A 15,595-nucleotide genomic window follows, 5' to 3' on the forward strand; every position below is an offset into this window, starting at 1 on the left:
CGGCCGAGGCGGTTGCCCCGGCCGGACCTGCGTTTTCCGGGTCAGTGCAGGCCCATGGCCTCCCGCACCTCATCGAGGATGTGGTGCATGGCCCGTTCAGCCTCCGCCGTGTCACCGCCGGCCACGGCTGAGGCCACGTCCTCGTGCGCCTTCAGCGCCTCGTTCCTCGGCTTGAACGGCATAAGCCCCTGCCGGGTCCGGCTGGTCAGGACCTCCGCGATCATTCCTTCCAGCGCACGGAACATTTCATTGCCGCAGCTTCGCAGCAGCAGCTGGTGGAAAGCGATGTCGGCGGCCAGGAAGGCCTGAAGATCACCAGCCTCGCCCAGCTTGCGGAGGTCAGCGGCCAGGGCCACGAGCTGGGCACGTTCTGCTGCGCTGGCCCGGCGTGCCGCCCCGGCGGCCGCGATGGGTTCGACGGCGATGCGCAGCTCGGTCAGGCTGCTGTACTGCAGGTCCCGCCGGTCCGAGGCCAGCCGCCAGCGCACCAGGTTGGGGTCAAACACATTCCACAGGGAAGATTCCTGCACCACGATGCCCACGCGACGCCGCGAATAGACCAGGTTCATCGATTCCAGGACCTTCATGGTGTCCCGGGCAACGGTCCGGGAGATGCCGTAGTCGTGCTGCAGCCCTTCAAGGGTGAGGCGGGTGCCCGGGGCCAGCTTCCCGGAGGCTATGGCTACGCCCACTGCCTCAATAACCCGGCCCTGCGTGGCTGGGGCAGGCCCGCCGTCGTGCACTTCATCGCCGTCCTGGACTGTCGCCGTCGACATTCTTTTCCCCGTTCCCTTACGCGCCGGTGCGCCCCTCAAGAATAGCCCCCTAACCGCCAAAGGTATGACTTGTGACACGAATAGATAGTATCTATTGCTTAAAAAGGTGATACCTTATCGCTTGGTCCGATGAACACCGGACCCGCAGCGAGCTTCTTCGAAAGCCAAAGACGTCTTCTCCGGAGGTATGACATGCAGTATCCAGCCACGCACCTGGTGGTCATGGGCGTTGCCGGTTCCGGCAAATCCACCCTGGCGGCCGCCCTGTCCCAGCAGCTGGGATGGGCCTGCGCCGAAGCGGATGAGTTCCATCCAGAAGCGAACATCACCAAGATGAGCCAGGGGATTCCGCTCCAGGACGAGGACCGCTGGCCCTGGCTCGATGAGATCCGCAGCTGGATGACCGCGCAGGCCGCCGCCGGCAAGAGCACCGTCCTCACCTGCTCCGCGCTCAAGCGCGGCTACCGGGAGCTGCTCGCCGGCGCCGAAGGCCGTGTCATCTTCCTCCACCTCGACGGCGGCGCGGACCTGATCAGCCAGCGGATGCAGGGCCGGGTGGGCCACTTCATGCCGCCCGCCCTGCTGCCCAGCCAGCTGGCCACCCTAGAACCGCTCAGCCAGGAAGAGCTCGACGCCGGCAGCCTCCGCCTCGATATCTCGCACTCACCCGAAGAGCTGGTCGCCGCCGTCGTCCGGGCCCTGAACCTCCCCGCCGGCCAGGCGCCCAAAGCGTCCTGACCCCGTAGTCCCCAACCCTGTTTCAAAGGAGAACCATGACCATCGAAGGATGGACCCAGACGATGGGTGCAGGCCCCCTGCTGCTCATCGCCGCGGCGGCAATTCTTGTGCTGCTGTTCCTCATCATCCGGCTGAAGATGCACGCGCTGGTGGCACTGATCCTCATCAGCCTCGCCACCGCCTTCGCCACCGGAATCCCCGCCAACCAGGTGGTTCCGGTCCTGATCAACGGCTTCGGCACCACCCTGGGCACCGTGGCACTGCTCGTCGGCCTCGGCGCCATGCTCGGCCGCATCGTGGAAACCAGCGGCGGCGCCAAAGTCCTGGCCGATTACCTGATCGGCGTCTTTGGCGAGAAACGGGCACCGTTCGCCCTGGGCCTGGCCTCCCTGATCTTCGGCTTCCCCATCTTCTTCGACGCCGGCCTGGTGGTCATGCTGCCCGTCGTCTTCGCCGTAGCCCACCGACTTGGCGGCGGCGTGCTGCGGTATGGGCTTCCGGCCGCCGGCGCGTTCTCGGTCATGCACATCTTCCTGCCGCCGCACCCGGGGCCGGTCTCGGCCGCTGCATTCTTTGACGCCAACATCGGCCTGGTGCTGATCGCCGGCCTCATCACCGCCATTCCCACCTGGTACGTCACGGCCTACCTGTATGGCATCTGGACCGGCAAGAAGCTGGTCCTGCCCGTGCCGGAAATCCTGGGCCACGCCAGCGCGGAGGCCGAGTCCCACCCGCCCCGGTTCCGCACCATCATTGGCCTGCTGCTCCTGCCACTGGTCCTGATCTTCCTCAACACCGGCCTGAACACCCTGGCCTCCTCCGGCGTGCTGTCCGACGCCGTGAAGAAGGAACAGTGGTTCCAGCTCCTTCGCACCGTGGGTGAAACGCCGGTGGCGCTGCTGATCGCCGTGCTGGTGGCCATGTATGTCCTCGGAGCCCGCCGCGGAACCCACGCCGGTGCCCTGGAGAAGCTGCTTGAGTCCTCGCTGGGCCCGGTCTGCTCTGTCATCCTTATTACCGGCGCCGGCGGCATGTTCGGCGGCGTCCTGCGCACCTCGGGCATCGGCGCGGCGCTGGCTTCTGTCCTGGGCAACCTGGGCATCCCGCTGATCCTGGCCGGCTTCCTCATCTCCGCCATCCTGCGCATCGCCCAGGGTTCGGCCACCGTCGCATTGACCACCACCGCGGGCCTCATCGCCCCGGCAGTGGCCACCGCGGGGCTGACCGGCATGCAGGTGGCGGCGCTGGTCATCGCCGTGGCTGCGGGCTCAGTGGTGGTCTCACACGTCAACGACTCCGGCTTCTGGCTGGTTGGCCGCTTCTTCGGCATGGACGTCAAGACCACCCTGAAGACCTGGACCGTGATGGAAACGCTGATCGGCGTGATGGGCTTCGCCGTCGCCGCGGTCATCTTCATGGTGGCCGGTATAGGGGGCTAAGCAACCCACCAAACACGTGGCGCCAGCCTCCGGTCAGATGCCTCTGACCGGAGGCTGGCGCTTCTTGCATTCAGGCGAGAAGCTGGCGGGAGCCTGAATCGAATGCGCTTGCTTCGGGTGGCCATCCGAGTGGCTTAACAGGGGAAATATCCGCCAAAAAAGGGGGATTGTAGGGGAGTCCGGGCCATGGACGCTGTCCGCCGAGGGCAGTATCCTTTAGCTGCAATTGCAGATCCATGCAGGGCCTAAGGATGCTGCTGTTGCCGTTTCGGGGACCCCGCGTAACGCGGGGCGCAGGGCTTTGCCCATGGTAGCTGGGGGTCAACAGAGCGGCTCATCTCGCCATCAGCGAAGAGTCCGATGGCCATCAACTAAAGTCCCGCCTTCGATGATCATTCGGAGACGGACCGCCACCCTAGAGGCAATCATGAGATCTTATCTCCGACCACTGTTCATGCTGTTCGCAGCAATCGTCATCGTGTTCACGACCGGGCTTTCCGCCCAAGCCGCCAGTCCACACTTCAAAAAAGGCGGCGAACCGGTCTGTACCGTGACCGCCAACGGGTCAACATCCACCACCACTTGTCGCGCCGTGCTCGCGGGCCTCGGAAATTCCGATCTCAAGGCCACGGTCACCGTTTCCGGTTTCGCCGTCTACCAGTGCCAGAACCAGGGCGGCAACGTTGCCCCGGGTCAGAACAAGGTCCTGGAAGGGCCTGTCAGCGAACCCACCTTCATCGATAGTTCGGCGATCAAGAACGGTAACCTGACCCTCGTGACCAACCCGGTCGACCTGACCGCCAAGAACGAGGTCACTGCGGCTGAAGCGGGATGCCCGAACAGCAACTGGAAAGGCATCAACCCGGTTCTGACCGTCACGTCCATCACGCTCGTGATCGAGCAACCGGTAGGTACAGTGATCTTCCGCTGCACCGCTACCGACCCGAACGGGCTCACCGGGACAGTAGCACTTTCCTGCTAAGGCGTAATTCGGCAGGGTGCCCATCGGCACCCCCATAATAAATTGGGCCCGGACCCAGTCCAGTTCCCTGCGGAGCGGAACGCGTCCGGGCCCCTTTATGCGTCAGGTCCGCCCCTGGCGGGAACACCGGCCGCCCCGCCGTCGTTGTTCCCCATGGCGTGCATTCCATGCGCGCCACCCGCCAACCGAAGGACACCCCTTGACTCCTCGCACCATCGTGATCACCGGCGCCAGCGACGGCATCGGCGCTGCGGCCGCCCGGACACTGGCAAAGGCGGGGGAGCAGGTGGTCGTCGTCGGCCGTTCCGCTGAAAAGACCCGCGCCCTGGCGGAGGAGATAGGTGCAGACTTTTACCTCGCCGACTTCGCCGACCTTTCGCAGGTCCGGACCCTGGCCACGGAACTTGAGGAAAAGTACCCCCGCATTGACGTCCTGGCGAACAACGCCGGCGGCATGATGGGCAAGCGAACGCTCACGGTGGACGGGAACGAACTGACGTTCCAGGTCAACCACCTGGCGCCGTTCCTGCTCACCACCCTGCTGATGGACACGCTGGCGGCCAGCAACGCGAAGATCATCAACACCGCCAGCGCCGCAAACTACTCGGGAAAGATGGACCTCTTCGACCTCAAGGCTGAGCAGGGGTACCGCACCTACCGCGCCTACGGGACGGGCAAGCTCGCCAACATCCTCTTCACGTCCGAGCTGCACCGCCGCTTCCATGACCGGGGAATCACGACGGCGGCGTTCCACCCCGGCGTTGTCCGCACCAACTTCGCGGCAGATTCCACCAGCCACTTCCGGCATGCCTACAAGACCCTGCTGAACCGCTTCATGCTCAGCCCGGACCAGGGTGCCGACACCATGCTGTGGCTCATCAACGGCACCCCCGGCACGGACTGGATCTCCGGGGCCTACTACGCCAAGCGGGCCCTGGCCAAGGCCAACCCGCAGGCCTACGACGCCGAACTGGCGCGCGGGCTGTGGGACAAGAGTGATGAGCTGGTCAAGGCCTTCGTCCAGCCCTAACGCTCACAGGCAACGCCGTCGTGGTCGGCGTCCAGCCCGTAGATGTCCCTGCCAATAACCTGGAGGGGGCCGCTGACGTACGCCGGTCCGTTGCCGCTTCCGCCGGCGCAGTCCACGTCCGAGGCAATGGGGACGCACCCTGAGTAGTTCGGGTCGCAGCCGGGATTGGTGCCCGGAACGGCCGGGGCAACAGGGGCCGGAGGCGCAACGGGAGCGGGCGGCGCTGCCGCCTTCGCGGCTGCTTCGGCGGCGGCCTTTGCTGCCGCAGCATCCTGCGCCGCCTTCGCCTCGGCGGCCTGCCGGGCGGCGGCCGCGTCAGCGGCGGCCTTGTCGGCAGCGGCTTTGTCAGCTGCCGCCTTCTCGGCGGCTGCCTTTTCCGCCGCGGCCTGGTCGGCGGCCGCCTTCGCTGCGGCAGCGGCTGCCAGCTTCTCCGTGACGCGCTTGGACTCCGCGGCTTCCAGCCACACCAGCCTGCCCGACCCGTCCTTGGTACAGACGTAGGTGGTGCCGGCCGAAACCTGCTGCCCGTTTGCGGCGGTGCACGGCGTACCGGCAATGGGCGTTGCGGTGGCGGATTCGCTGGCGGGTCCGGCAGCGGCGCTCAGGGAGGCCTGGGGTGCACCGCACCCGGTCAGCAGAAGCACGACGGCGGCGGCCCCGGCGCCCAGTACCTTGTGCGGGCCCTTCCGCCCGGCGGCTCCTGGGGTCAGCGCGGGTTCCCGACGGCGGGTGCGGGGCGCGGAAAAGCGTTGGACGGCAGGCATGGTTCCCCCAAGTGCGTGTGCTGGATGCGATGTGCACGGCCAGCGTAGCTACGCCGGGATGGCCGGAACGGTTTAAGCGCAAATCTTGATGTATTCCTGCACCAACCTTGAAGCTCCCGGTTGTGCGGAGGTCAGCCCTGCCTGGCCAGCGCCCCACCGATCAGCCGCGCACCCTCCGGGTAGGCGCCCGGATTCGGACCCGAGTAGTTGAGCCGGATGAAGGCTCCGGCGGGTTCGGCCGGGAACCACTCCGTGCCGGCGGCTATGATCACGCCGGCATCCTCGCAGTCCCGCACCAGGCGCGGCAGATCCGTGGCGTCGGGCAGGCGCAGCCACAGGTTCAGGCCGCCCTTCGGCAGGACATCGAGGTGCGCCTGGGGGAGGTGCTCCCGGATGCTGGTGGCCAGCAGGTCGCGGCGTGACTGGAGCTGCTGCCGGAGGCTCCGCAGGTGGGTCTGCCACCCGGGTTGCGTCACCACGTCCAGCGCGGCGGCCTGCAGGAGCCCGCTGACGTACATCGACTCGGCGGCGCGCTGGCCCAGGATGCGTTCGCGCGCCGGTCCCCGGACGATCACGGCAGCAATCCGGATGGCGGTGGACACGCTCTTGGTCAGGGACCTGATGTACACTACGTGCCCGGAATCATCGCGGGTTGCCAGCGGAACGGGGTCGGAGGTGATGCCGAAATCGTGTGCCCAGTCGTCCTCCACCAGGAAGGCGCCGTGCCGGCGGGCCACGTCCAGGATCTCGTCGCCGCGCCCTGCCGCCCACTGCCCGCCCGTGGGATTCGAATAGTTGGGCTGCACGTAGAACGCCCGCGCCCCGGTCTCGGCAAAGGCGCGGTCCACGTCCGCGGGATCCGGCCCGTCCGGGCCGGTGGGCACCGGAACCACCCGCACCCCGGTCTGCGCGGCGGCAAGGATGGCGCCCCAGTACGACGGCGACTCCATCAGCAGCGGCTGTCCCGCGCCCACCAGCGCACGGAAGATGGAGCTGAGCCCGCTCTGGCTTCCGGGCAGCACAACCACATCATTCGGGGTGGGGGGCGTGGTTCCCACCGGGGTGGCCGACCCCAGTTCCTGCGCGAACCATTGCTGCAGCTCCGGCATGCCCGCCGCCGGCGGCCGCGACAGTGCGGCGTCGCCCCGGGCAGCCCGGGCCAGCGCGGCGCGGACCAGCCGTTCCGGCAGCAGTTCGCGGTCCGGGTAGCCGGAATGGAACCAGATGGCATCGCCGGGAACGTTGCGCATGGTGCCCGACGACGACGGCAGCGGGGACGACGGCGACCGCAGCGCAGCCGTCTGCCAGCCATAGTCCGACGGACGGGCGGTGCGCACGGCACGCACGAACGTTCCAACGCCGGGCCGGCTTTCAATCAGCCCCTGGGCGGTCAGCGCCTGCAGCGCCTTCTGCACTGTCACCGGGCTGGCCTGGTACTCGGCAACGAGCTGCCGGGTGGACGGCAGCCGGGCCCCCGGAGCCGCGCCGCCGACCCATTGCCGGAGTGCCGCAACGATCCGCGAACTGCTATCGTTATTCATGAAAGAACATAGTAGCGCTACTGTCCTGAATCGCCCAGTGATATCGCCGCGTAAGGCCACGGGAATCTGGTGGGGCCTGCTCGGCGTGGCGGCCTTCTCCTTCACCGTTCCGTTCACCCGCGTGGCCGTGGCAGGCATCCCGCCGCTGCTCATCGGTTCCGGCCGCGCCGTCGTGGCCGCTGCCCTCGCCATCGCAGCACTTGCCATCACCCGCCAGCGGTTGCCCCCGCCCCGCACCTGGCTGCGCCTGTCGCTCGTGGCGGGCGGCGTCGTCGTCGGCTTTCCGCTGCTGACGTCCTATGCCCTCACTGCCGTACCGGCGGGACATGGAGCCGTGGTCATCGCCCTCCTGCCGGCCGCCACCGCAACGGTGGCGGTCCTGCGCGCCGCTGAGCGGCCCCCGGCCGCCTTCTGGGTGGTGATGGCGCTCGGCTCGCTGGCCGCCATCTCCTTCGCCTTCCTCCAGTCAGGCGGCGTGGGGCACCTGCACTGGGCGGACCTCCTGCTGCTCGGAGCCGTGGCCTGCGCCGCGGTGGGGTACGCGGAGGGCGGCCTGCTGGCGCGCACGCTGGGCTCGTGGCAGACCATCGCCTGGGCGCTGGTCCTTGCCGCGCCGGCCATGCTGGTCCTCGCCGTAGTGTCGGTCCTGGACCAGCCGCCGTCGGCCACACCCGTCCAATGGGCTGCCTTCGCCTACCTCGCCGTGGTCAGCATGTTCCTGGGCTTCTTCGCCTGGTACCGGGGGCTGGCCATTGGCCCCATGGCGCAGGTGAGCCAGATCCAGCTGCTCCAGCCCGTCCTCAGCATCGGCTGGGCCGCGCTGCTGCTGGGGGAGGCGCTCACCTGGACCACCCTGATCGGCGCCCTCGCCGTGATCCTCTGTGCCGCTGCGGCCGTCCGCGTCCGGCTCAAACCGGCCCCCTGAACTGCTGAAAGGACTTCCCATGTACATTCCCGCCCACTTTGCTGCCGGCCCCGATGCCGTCCGGCACCTCCTCACGACTCCCGGCGCCGCCAACCTGGTGACCATGACGGACCACGGCCTGCTGGCAACACTGCTGCCCTTCGCCTTCAACCCGGCGGTGGGGGAGCGCGGCGCGCTGCAGGCCCACATGGCGCGCACCAACCCGCAGTGGTCCACCGCGCCGGCCGGCGAGGCGCTGGCCATCATCCAGGGCCCCGACGACTACATCTCGCCGTCGTGGTACGCCGCCAAGGCCGAGCACGGGCGGGTGGTCCCCACTTGGAACTACAGCACCGCGCACGTGTACGGCGAGCTGGTTATCCATGACGACGCCGGCTGGCTGGCACGGCACGTCCGGCACCTGACCGGACTGCACGAGGACGGCCGGGCAGACCCCTGGGCCGTGGACGACGCGCCGGAGAAGTTCATTGCCGGGCAACTGCGGGCGATCGTGGGCGTGGAGCTGGTGATCAGCCGGATCGAGGCGAAGGAAAAACTGAGCCAGAACCGCTCCGACGCCGACGCTGAAGGAGTGGCAGCGGGTCTTCGGGCCGGGGGGCGTGAAGCCGGCGCGGCCGCCGTCGAACGCGCGCGCCGGAACTGACGCCTATGGGCCCTAAGCCGCCCGTTCCAGCAGCACCATCACCTCGTAGTGCGTGGTCTGCGGGAACATGTCCAGGACGCGGGCACGCCGGGCGGTGAACGACGGGAGCGCGGCCAGGTCCCGGGCCAGCGACTGCGCGTTGCAGCTGGAGTACACAACGTGCTGCACGTCCGAGGCTTCCAGCCAGCCGCAGAGCTCCTTGCCGATGCCGCGCCGGGGCGGGTTCACGATCACCAGGTCCGGCGACTGCTTGCTGGCCAGGGCAAACGCGGTGGCGTCGCCGGCCTGGAACTCCAGACCCTCCAGGCCTGCCTCGTCACTGCTGAGGCGGGCGGACACGATCGCTTCGCTGCTGGTTTCGATGCCCGTGACGGTGCGGGCCGGTGCGGCGCTGTGCAGGGCGAACCCGCCCACGCCGCAGTACAGGTCCCACACCGAGGCCGGCGCCAGTTCGTTGACCCACTCGCGTCCCTGGCGGTACAGGGCCGCGGCCATCTCACTGTTGGTCTGGAAGAAGCTTTGCGGGCGGAGGTGCAGGTTGATGTCGTTGACCCGCATGTTCAGGGTGGACTGGCCGGTCAGCAGGATCTCCCGGTCGCCTTCCAGCACGGCCTTGTGTTCCGGGTGCACGTTGACCGAGACCACCTTCACCTGCGGCAGGGCGGCCAGAAGGTCCGGGAGGTGCTTCCGGATGCGCGGCACCACCTGGTCCGAGCGCAGGACCAGCCGGAGCATGACCTCGCCGTCCGGCGACTCGGTGAGGATGACGTGCTTGAGTTCACCGGTCCGGCGGGGAACGTCATAGGGCGTCAGGCGGACCCGGCGGATGAAATTCGCCAGCACGGGGAAACAGGCGAGCAGGCCGGGTGAGCAGACGCCGCACTTGCGCAGGTCCACGCCATGCCCATCGGCGTCCAGGATCCCGATGGTGGGATTCTGCGCGGTCCCGCCGATCACCATCTTGGCCTTGTTGCGGAAGCCGGACTCCTGGCTGGCCACCGGCGGCAGCCATTCGAGTTCGGTGTGACCGGACAGGAGGGTCTGGCAGTGCAGCTGTTTGCCGGCCAGTTGCTCACCGTAGGGCACGCCCATGTGGGTGCAGGAGCGGCAGGTGCCGGCATCAAAGTAGGAACAGCGCATGACCGGACAAGTTTACCCGGTTGCCTTCCCCGCCACGACGTGCAGGTCCGACGCCGGCACTTGGGGGAGTGCCGGCGTCGTACCTTTCAGGGCTGTACCGTCAGGGCAGCGCAACCGGCAGCACCCCATCCGGGAAGGGCGCAACGAAGGCGGCTCCTGCTTCTTCCCCTGCAGAGCCGTAGCCCCAACCGGCGAAGACGGTGGGAATACCGTGGACGGCTGCCCCGGCCACGTCGTAGCTGCGGTCACCCACCATGAGCGGGGCAGAGACATCCACCTTGGCTGCCTTCAGCCTGTCCAGCACTTCGGCAATGACATCTGCCTTGCTCCACCTGGCTTCCTGGTCCGATGCGCCGCAGACGACGGAGAAGTAATGGTCCATCCCAAACAGGCGGGCCATCCGGAGCGCCTGGTCTTCGGCCTTCGAGGTGGCAACCGCCATGGGTACGCCCGCACGATGGAGCTGTTCCAGCAGTTCCCTGATCCCGGTGTATGGAACGGACTGGTGTGCACCGTGATCCGCGTAAGCCTTCCGGTAATGCCGCAGCGCCAGCCGGGCAAGGACCTCATCGTGTCCCAGGTGCTCGCGGAAGGACTCAAGCATGGGCGGCCCCACCAGCCGGACCAGGTCCCCGGCCGGTGGCACAGCGGCCCCCACGGCGGCAAGCGCCCGGGCGGCGCTCGCCGTCACGCCTGCCGCCGAATCCAGCAGCGTCCCGTCCATGTCCAACAGCACGCAGCTGAAGGCTCTCCGCTGACTCTGCAGCGGCTGCTGCCGAAGTATCATCTCTGTGTGCTTTCGTTCTGGAGCCGGGCCGACTCGTGTCTGCTGTTGTGAAGTCATGCGGTGAAGGGTGAAACATGGATCGGGCGAGTCTTGACCGGATCGACCAGGGCATCCTGGCGGAGCTGACCCGCAATGCCCGGGTCAGCCACGCGGAGCTGGCTGCAAAGGTGATGCTGTCCCGCAATGCGGTCCGGCAACGCATCGACAGGATGGAACGGCAGGGTTACATCCAGGGCTACACCGTGGTGACCGGCGCCCCGGGGCACGGCACAGTCTCTGCTTTCCTGATGGTCTACCGGAAGGACAGGGTGCGCGGATCGGACGTCATCGCCGTGCTGCAATCGATCCCGGAGGTGGTCCTGTGCGATGTGGTCAGCGGCGACTTCGACCTGCTGGTGCGGGTGGAAGCACGGTCGCTTGAACGCATCCGGGAGATCTGGGAGCAGATAGCGGCCACGCCCGGCGTGACGGACACCGTGACGGCGATGACCCTTTCCAACTACATCCGGCGGGATGCGGCAGCGAAGCCGGCCCAGCCGGGAAACGCTCTCGACCAGGCTCCGCTTCCGGTGATCAGCCCTGGCGCTTGACGCATACCACTTTCGGCTGGGTCATCTCCTCATAGGCGAACCGGACCCCTTCGCGGCCCAGGCCGCCATACTTGGATCCCCCGAACGGCATGCCGTCGAAGCGGTAGTCCGATGAGTCGTTGACCATGACGCCGCCTGCGTCGATGCGGCCCGCGGCGTCCAGGGCCGTGTCCAGCGAGCCGGTGAAGATCCCGGCGTGAAGGCTGAAGTCGATGGCGTTGGCGGTCCCCACGGCTTCGTCGAAGGTTGTGAAGGGGTACAGCATGACGACCGGCCCGAACACCTCCTCCGTCCACAGCCTGCTGCCGGCGGGCACTCTCTCCAGGACCGTCGGATGCAGCACGTTGTTTACCCTGGTGTTGCCGGCGAGGACCACGGCGCCGGAGGCAACCGCCGCCTCAATCTTGGCCTGGAGCTGATCCACGGCGGCGGGACTGATCATGGGACCGACGTCGGTGGCTTCCTCGGCGGGGTCGCCCGCCACCAGCCGCGACGCCTCCTGCAGGAAGCGCCGACGGAACTCGTGGTAGCGGGAGGCGGCCACGAGGATGCGCTGAACCCCCACGCAGTTCTGTCCGGCTGCCCAGAAGGCTCCGGAGACGCAGGCTGAAACGGCAGCATCCAAGTCGGCATCATCCATGACGATGACCGGGGCGTTCCCGCCAAGGTCCATGGACAGCTTCTTCAGGCCTGCGGTCCTGGCAATGGCCTCGCCGGCCGTGAATCCGCCGGTGAAGGACACCATGCGGACCTCCCGGCTCCGCACGATCGCCTCCGCCACGTCCCTGTCCCCGTGGACCACTGTGAGGACGCCGGCAGGCAGGCCAGCTTCGGCGAAGACTTCGGCAAGCAGTTGCGCGGACAGGGGCGTCAGCGCGGACGGCTTGAGGATGACGGCGTTGCCTCCGGCGATTGCCGGGCCCACCTTGTGTGCCACCAGATTAAGGGGGTCGTTGTACGGGGTGATGGCCGCAATGATGCCCAGCGGTTCCCGTGCGTACCACCCCATGCGGTCCTCGGAGCCTTCATAGGAGTCAAAGGGAATGATCTCGCCGGCGTTCCGGCGTGCCTCCGCGGCGGACAGGCGCAGGGTGTTGACTGCCCGCAGCACCTCCTTTCGTGCCTGGCGGATGGTTTTGCCGCTCTCGGCTGTGATGGTCTGGGCGAATTCCGCGTGGCGCGCGTCGATTAGTGCGGCAGCCGCGTCCAGCAGCTTCCCCCGGGCATGGCGGGACAATGCGCGTGCCTGCGCCGCCCCGGACCTGGCAGCCCGGATAATCGCGTCCACGGACTCCGCCGTGGTCAGGGCCACGGCTCCCACCACCCGGCCGTCGTAGGGGCTGAGCACCTCCCGGATCGCGGCCGTTGCGTGATCCAGCGGTGCAAGGGTTGATTCACGCATCTGCAGCCACCTGGTTCCGTGCGGCGTGCATGGCGATGATGTCGGACAGCAGGGCGTACGCTGTCTCCACCCGCCCGGCCCCGGGTCCGGACACCGTCACCGGGCCGAGGAGATCGGTGTTGAACGACACTGCATTGTTGGCACCCGAAACCCCGGCGAGGCCGTGGGCCAGGGGGAGCGCCACGGGGGCAACTCCGGCACTGATGCTTCCATCCAGGTTCCGCCGCGCGGAGCCCACCAGTTTCCACCGCCGCCCCTCGTTCCTGGCGCGCCTGATGTCCTCGGGCGACAGCGTTGACATCCCTTGGCGCTGCACATCCGCCAGCGTGATGTCCGCCCCCAGCAGCTCATTGGCCAGGATCAGGACTTTCAGTTGGACGTCGTGGCCCTCGATGTCGGCCGTGGGATCTGCCTCTGCGTACCCCCGGCTCTGGGCTTCGAGGACCGATTCCTCAAAGCTGAGGCCCTCTTCCATCCTGCCCAGGACATAGTTGCTGGTGCCATTGAGGATGCCCTCGAAGCCATTGAGCGCCAGTCCGGGGAACAGTTGTTTGGCCAAACGGATGACGGGTGTCCCGCTCATCACCGCGCCTTCGAATTCGAAATGCAGCCCTTTAAGCTTCGCGAGCCGGCTCAACTCCTGGCCATGCAGGGCGACCGGACCCTTGTTGGTGGTGCAGACACTCTTTCCCGACTCCAGCGCCCAGCGAACGTGTGAAGCCGCAGGCTCGCCGTCTGCAGGGTTGGTGAACGTTGCTTCGCAAATAATCCCTGCGGAGCAGGTCCGGATCACGCGCTCGTTGTCCGGGTCCGCTGACCCGCCGTACGCTGCAAATGTCGCGACGGCGGGATCCAGGCCCAAGGCCATGTCAAGATCGATCCCCCCGTCCTGGACCAGGGAACCCAGCCCAAGGTCCGTAATGGCAACCACCCGCAGGTCAAAGCCGAGGGTGCGGCCAAGCGCATCCCCTCTGGTGGCAATCAGTTCGGCCAGGGTCCGGTTGACGCCGCCGAACCCGATCAGCGCGATGTCGTAGGTGGTCATTGCTACTCCCTTGAGGTGGTTGTTGTTGCTCCCATCCTGTGCCCACCCGGTGTCCGTTGAGGCATGTCCAAACGCTCCGCCGGGGAGGCGAAACGACCATCTGAAGGGCAAATCGACATACGGAGTAACAGCAATAAAGGTGCAACATTCGCATTTGAATATGATTTTGATGACTAAAAATGCCAGTTTGTGTTACTTTCGTCACTGTCGACGCGCTTAAAGCTTTCATGGACCGGCACCCGAACCGCGGCCGTCCTTCCGACCATCCCCCACTGGAGGCACCACTTGGAATCTTCGACCCCCCTCACCCTCAAGCCGGAGCCGGACGCACCGCCGTCAACGGAATCAGGGCTCCGCCGCTCCATGGGGCCCCGGCACCTTGTCATGATCGCCATGGGCGGCGTGATTGGTTCCGGACTGTTCCTCAGCTCGGGTTACACCATTTCCCAGGCCGGCCCGCTGGGTGCCGTTCTCGCCTACCTCGTCGGTGCCTTCGTGGTTTACCTGGTCATGGCCTGCTTGGGGGAGCTCGCCATCGCCTACCCCGTCTCCGGTGCGTTCCATATCTATGCTTCCCGGTCCATTGGTCCCGCCACGGGATTCGCCACCGCCTGGCTCTACTGGCTGTGCTGGGCGGTCGCCATCGGATCGGAGTTCACAGCCTCGGGCCTGCTGATGCAGCGCTGGTTCCCGGGCGTTGATGTCTGGGTCTGGTGCCTGATCTTCGCCGCAACGTTGTTCGGCCTCAACGCCGTGTCATCCAAGTTCTTCGGTGAGTCGGAATTCTGGTTCGCCATCATCAAAGTGGGCGCCATCATCGGGCTCATCGTCCTGGGCGGGGCAGCCCTCCTGGGCCTCCACCCGCTCAGCGCATCGGGCAACCATCCCTTCCTGTTCGAAAACTTCAACCCCGAGGGAGGGCTGTTTCCCAACGGTTTCACCGGCGTTCTGGTGACGGCGCTCGCAGTCTTCTATGCCTTCTCAGGCTCTGAACTGATCGGCGTCGCCGCAGGGGAGACGAAGGATCCCGCCACCAGCATTCCCAAAGCGATGCGCAGTACGGTCATCCGCCTCCTGGTGTTCTTCGTCGGAGCCATCACCGTCATCGCCGCCACGATCCCGTACCAGGAAGTTGGGCTCGACGAAAGCCCGTTCGTGACGGTGTTCACGGCGACGGGTGTTCCCTTTGCCGCCGATCTGATGAACTTCGTCATCATCACGGCGCTGCTGTCTGCAGGCAACAGTGGCCTGTTCTCGTGCGCCAGGATGCTGTACTCCCTGGCCGACGAAGGCCACGCACCCCGGGCGCTTAAGAAGCTGACTAAGCGCGGCATTCCCATGACCGCGCTCTCGGTGAGCATGCTCGGAGGGCTGGCCTCACTCATCAGCAGCGTGGTTGCTCCGGAAACCGTGTACCTGGTGCTGGTATCGGTAGCGGGCTTCGCAGTGGTGGGAGTCTGGATGTCCATCACCGCCTCGCATTTCTTCCACCGGCGGTCTTTTGTCCGGAACGGCGGGGACGTGTCCACCTTGTCCTACCGCGCGCCGCTCTTCCCACTGGTCCCGGTCCTGGCATTCACTCTCTGCACAGTCTCACTGGTCGGCATCGCTTTCGATCCGGCCCAAGTGGCGGCGCTGTACTTTGGGATTCCTTTCGTCGCCGCCTGCTACGGTTACTTCCACATCAGGCACGGGCGCCGGGCCGCAGCCGAAAAGACGGCGCAGGGCTGAACCGTTTCCATGGCCTGGCGCGGACGGCCGAACGTCCGCGCCAGGCCATCGCCGTGCCCGGG

Annotated in this window: 15 protein-coding genes; 8 read left to right on the top strand and 7 right to left on the bottom strand. The window is 66.9% G+C overall.

Translation table 11 applies throughout. The features are described 5' to 3' along the window. Positions 1–41 precede the first annotated feature (41 nt). The gene (locus ASG79_RS19300) at positions 42–776 is read right to left on the bottom strand and encodes a FadR/GntR family transcriptional regulator (RefSeq protein WP_200953196.1); all 735 of its coding nucleotides are present in this window, start codon (positions 774–776) and stop codon (positions 42–44) included. Positions 777–968: 192 nt separating this feature from the next. Between ASG79_RS19300 and ASG79_RS19305 the strand changes: the two genes are divergently transcribed. The 4 genes from ASG79_RS19305 (at position 969) to ASG79_RS19320 (ending at position 4,965) form a co-directional block, all read left to right on the top strand. Continuing rightward, entirely contained in the window at positions 969–1,514 is a 546-nt protein-coding gene (locus tag ASG79_RS19305) for a gluconokinase (RefSeq protein ID WP_056393373.1), read from the top strand. Positions 1,515–1,549: 35 nt separating this feature from the next. Then, positions 1,550–2,953 (top strand): GntP family permease, encoded by a 1,404-nt coding sequence (locus ASG79_RS19310; protein ID WP_056393375.1) that lies wholly within the window; start codon positions 1,550–1,552, stop codon positions 2,951–2,953. Positions 2,954–3,407: 454 nt separating this feature from the next. Next, complete coding sequence (locus tag ASG79_RS19315) at positions 3,408–3,935, top strand: hypothetical protein (protein WP_056393377.1); 528 nt, start codon at positions 3,408–3,410, stop codon at positions 3,933–3,935. Positions 3,936–4,134: 199 nt separating this feature from the next. Beyond that, positions 4,135–4,965, top strand: a complete 831-nt coding sequence (locus ASG79_RS19320) for an SDR family NAD(P)-dependent oxidoreductase (RefSeq protein ID WP_056393378.1) — start codon at positions 4,135–4,137, stop codon at positions 4,963–4,965. On the opposite strand, the gene ASG79_RS19325 is transcribed toward ASG79_RS19320, so the two are convergent. Continuing rightward, on the bottom strand, positions 4,962–5,729 hold the full coding sequence (locus tag ASG79_RS19325) for a hypothetical protein (protein ID WP_134164597.1): 768 nt from the start codon (positions 5,727–5,729) through the stop codon (positions 4,962–4,964). The two genes, ASG79_RS19320 and ASG79_RS19325, sit on opposite strands and share 4 nt — an antisense overlap. Positions 5,730–5,860: 131 nt before the next feature. Continuing rightward, the gene (locus tag ASG79_RS19330; RefSeq protein WP_056393380.1) at positions 5,861–7,270 is read right to left on the bottom strand and encodes a PLP-dependent aminotransferase family protein; all 1,410 of its coding nucleotides are present in this window, start codon (positions 7,268–7,270) and stop codon (positions 5,861–5,863) included. On the opposite strand from ASG79_RS19330, the gene ASG79_RS19335 reads away from it, so the two are divergent. Both ASG79_RS19335 and ASG79_RS19340 read left to right on the top strand, forming a co-directional pair. Further along, positions 7,269–8,195 (top strand): DMT family transporter, encoded by a 927-nt coding sequence (locus ASG79_RS19335; RefSeq protein ID WP_056393382.1) that lies wholly within the window; start codon positions 7,269–7,271, stop codon positions 8,193–8,195. The two genes, ASG79_RS19330 and ASG79_RS19335, sit on opposite strands and share 2 nt — an antisense overlap. A gap of 19 nt (positions 8,196–8,214) precedes the next feature. Next, entirely contained in the window at positions 8,215–8,838 is a 624-nt protein-coding gene (locus tag ASG79_RS19340) for an FMN-binding negative transcriptional regulator (protein WP_056393589.1), read from the top strand. Positions 8,839–8,850: 12 nt separating this feature from the next. On the opposite strand, the gene rlmC is transcribed toward ASG79_RS19340, so the two are convergent. Beyond that, positions 8,851–9,978, bottom strand: coding sequence for a 23S rRNA (uracil(747)-C(5))-methyltransferase RlmC (gene rlmC / locus ASG79_RS19345; protein WP_056393383.1), 1,128 nt, complete (start codon positions 9,976–9,978; stop codon positions 8,851–8,853). A 100-nt stretch (positions 9,979–10,078) separates the two neighbouring features. After that, positions 10,079–10,714: an HAD hydrolase-like protein gene (locus ASG79_RS19350; protein ID WP_235509874.1), complete on the bottom strand. Its 636-nt coding sequence runs from the start codon at positions 10,712–10,714 to the stop codon at positions 10,079–10,081. Positions 10,715–10,839: 125 nt separating this feature from the next. Here ASG79_RS19350 and ASG79_RS19355 point away from each other — a divergent pair, with 125 nt between their 5' ends. Continuing rightward, positions 10,840–11,355, top strand: coding sequence for an Lrp/AsnC family transcriptional regulator (locus ASG79_RS19355; protein ID WP_056393387.1), 516 nt, complete (start codon positions 10,840–10,842; stop codon positions 11,353–11,355). Here ASG79_RS19355 and ASG79_RS19360 read toward each other — a convergent pair. Together ASG79_RS19360 and ASG79_RS19365 are read right to left on the bottom strand one after the other, a co-directional pair. After that, positions 11,339–12,757, bottom strand: a complete 1,419-nt coding sequence (locus ASG79_RS19360) for an aldehyde dehydrogenase family protein (protein WP_056393389.1) — start codon at positions 12,755–12,757, stop codon at positions 11,339–11,341. The genes ASG79_RS19355 and ASG79_RS19360 overlap by 17 nt on opposite strands. Then, positions 12,750–13,802 carry a homoserine dehydrogenase gene (locus ASG79_RS19365; protein ID WP_018771818.1) on the bottom strand — a complete coding sequence of 351 codons (1,053 nt, stop codon included), beginning with the start codon at positions 13,800–13,802 and terminating at the stop codon, positions 12,750–12,752. The genes ASG79_RS19360 and ASG79_RS19365 overlap by 8 nt, the downstream gene beginning before the upstream one ends. A 285-nt stretch (positions 13,803–14,087) precedes the next feature. On the opposite strand from ASG79_RS19365, the gene ASG79_RS19370 reads away from it, so the two are divergent. After that, complete coding sequence (locus ASG79_RS19370) at positions 14,088–15,533, top strand: amino acid permease (protein ID WP_056393392.1); 1,446 nt, start codon at positions 14,088–14,090, stop codon at positions 15,531–15,533. Positions 15,534–15,595: the final 62 nt, after the last annotated feature.

The sequence above is a fragment of the Arthrobacter sp. Soil761 genome (genome assembly GCF_001428325.1).
GTDB lineage: Bacteria > Actinomycetota > Actinomycetes > Actinomycetales > Micrococcaceae > Arthrobacter.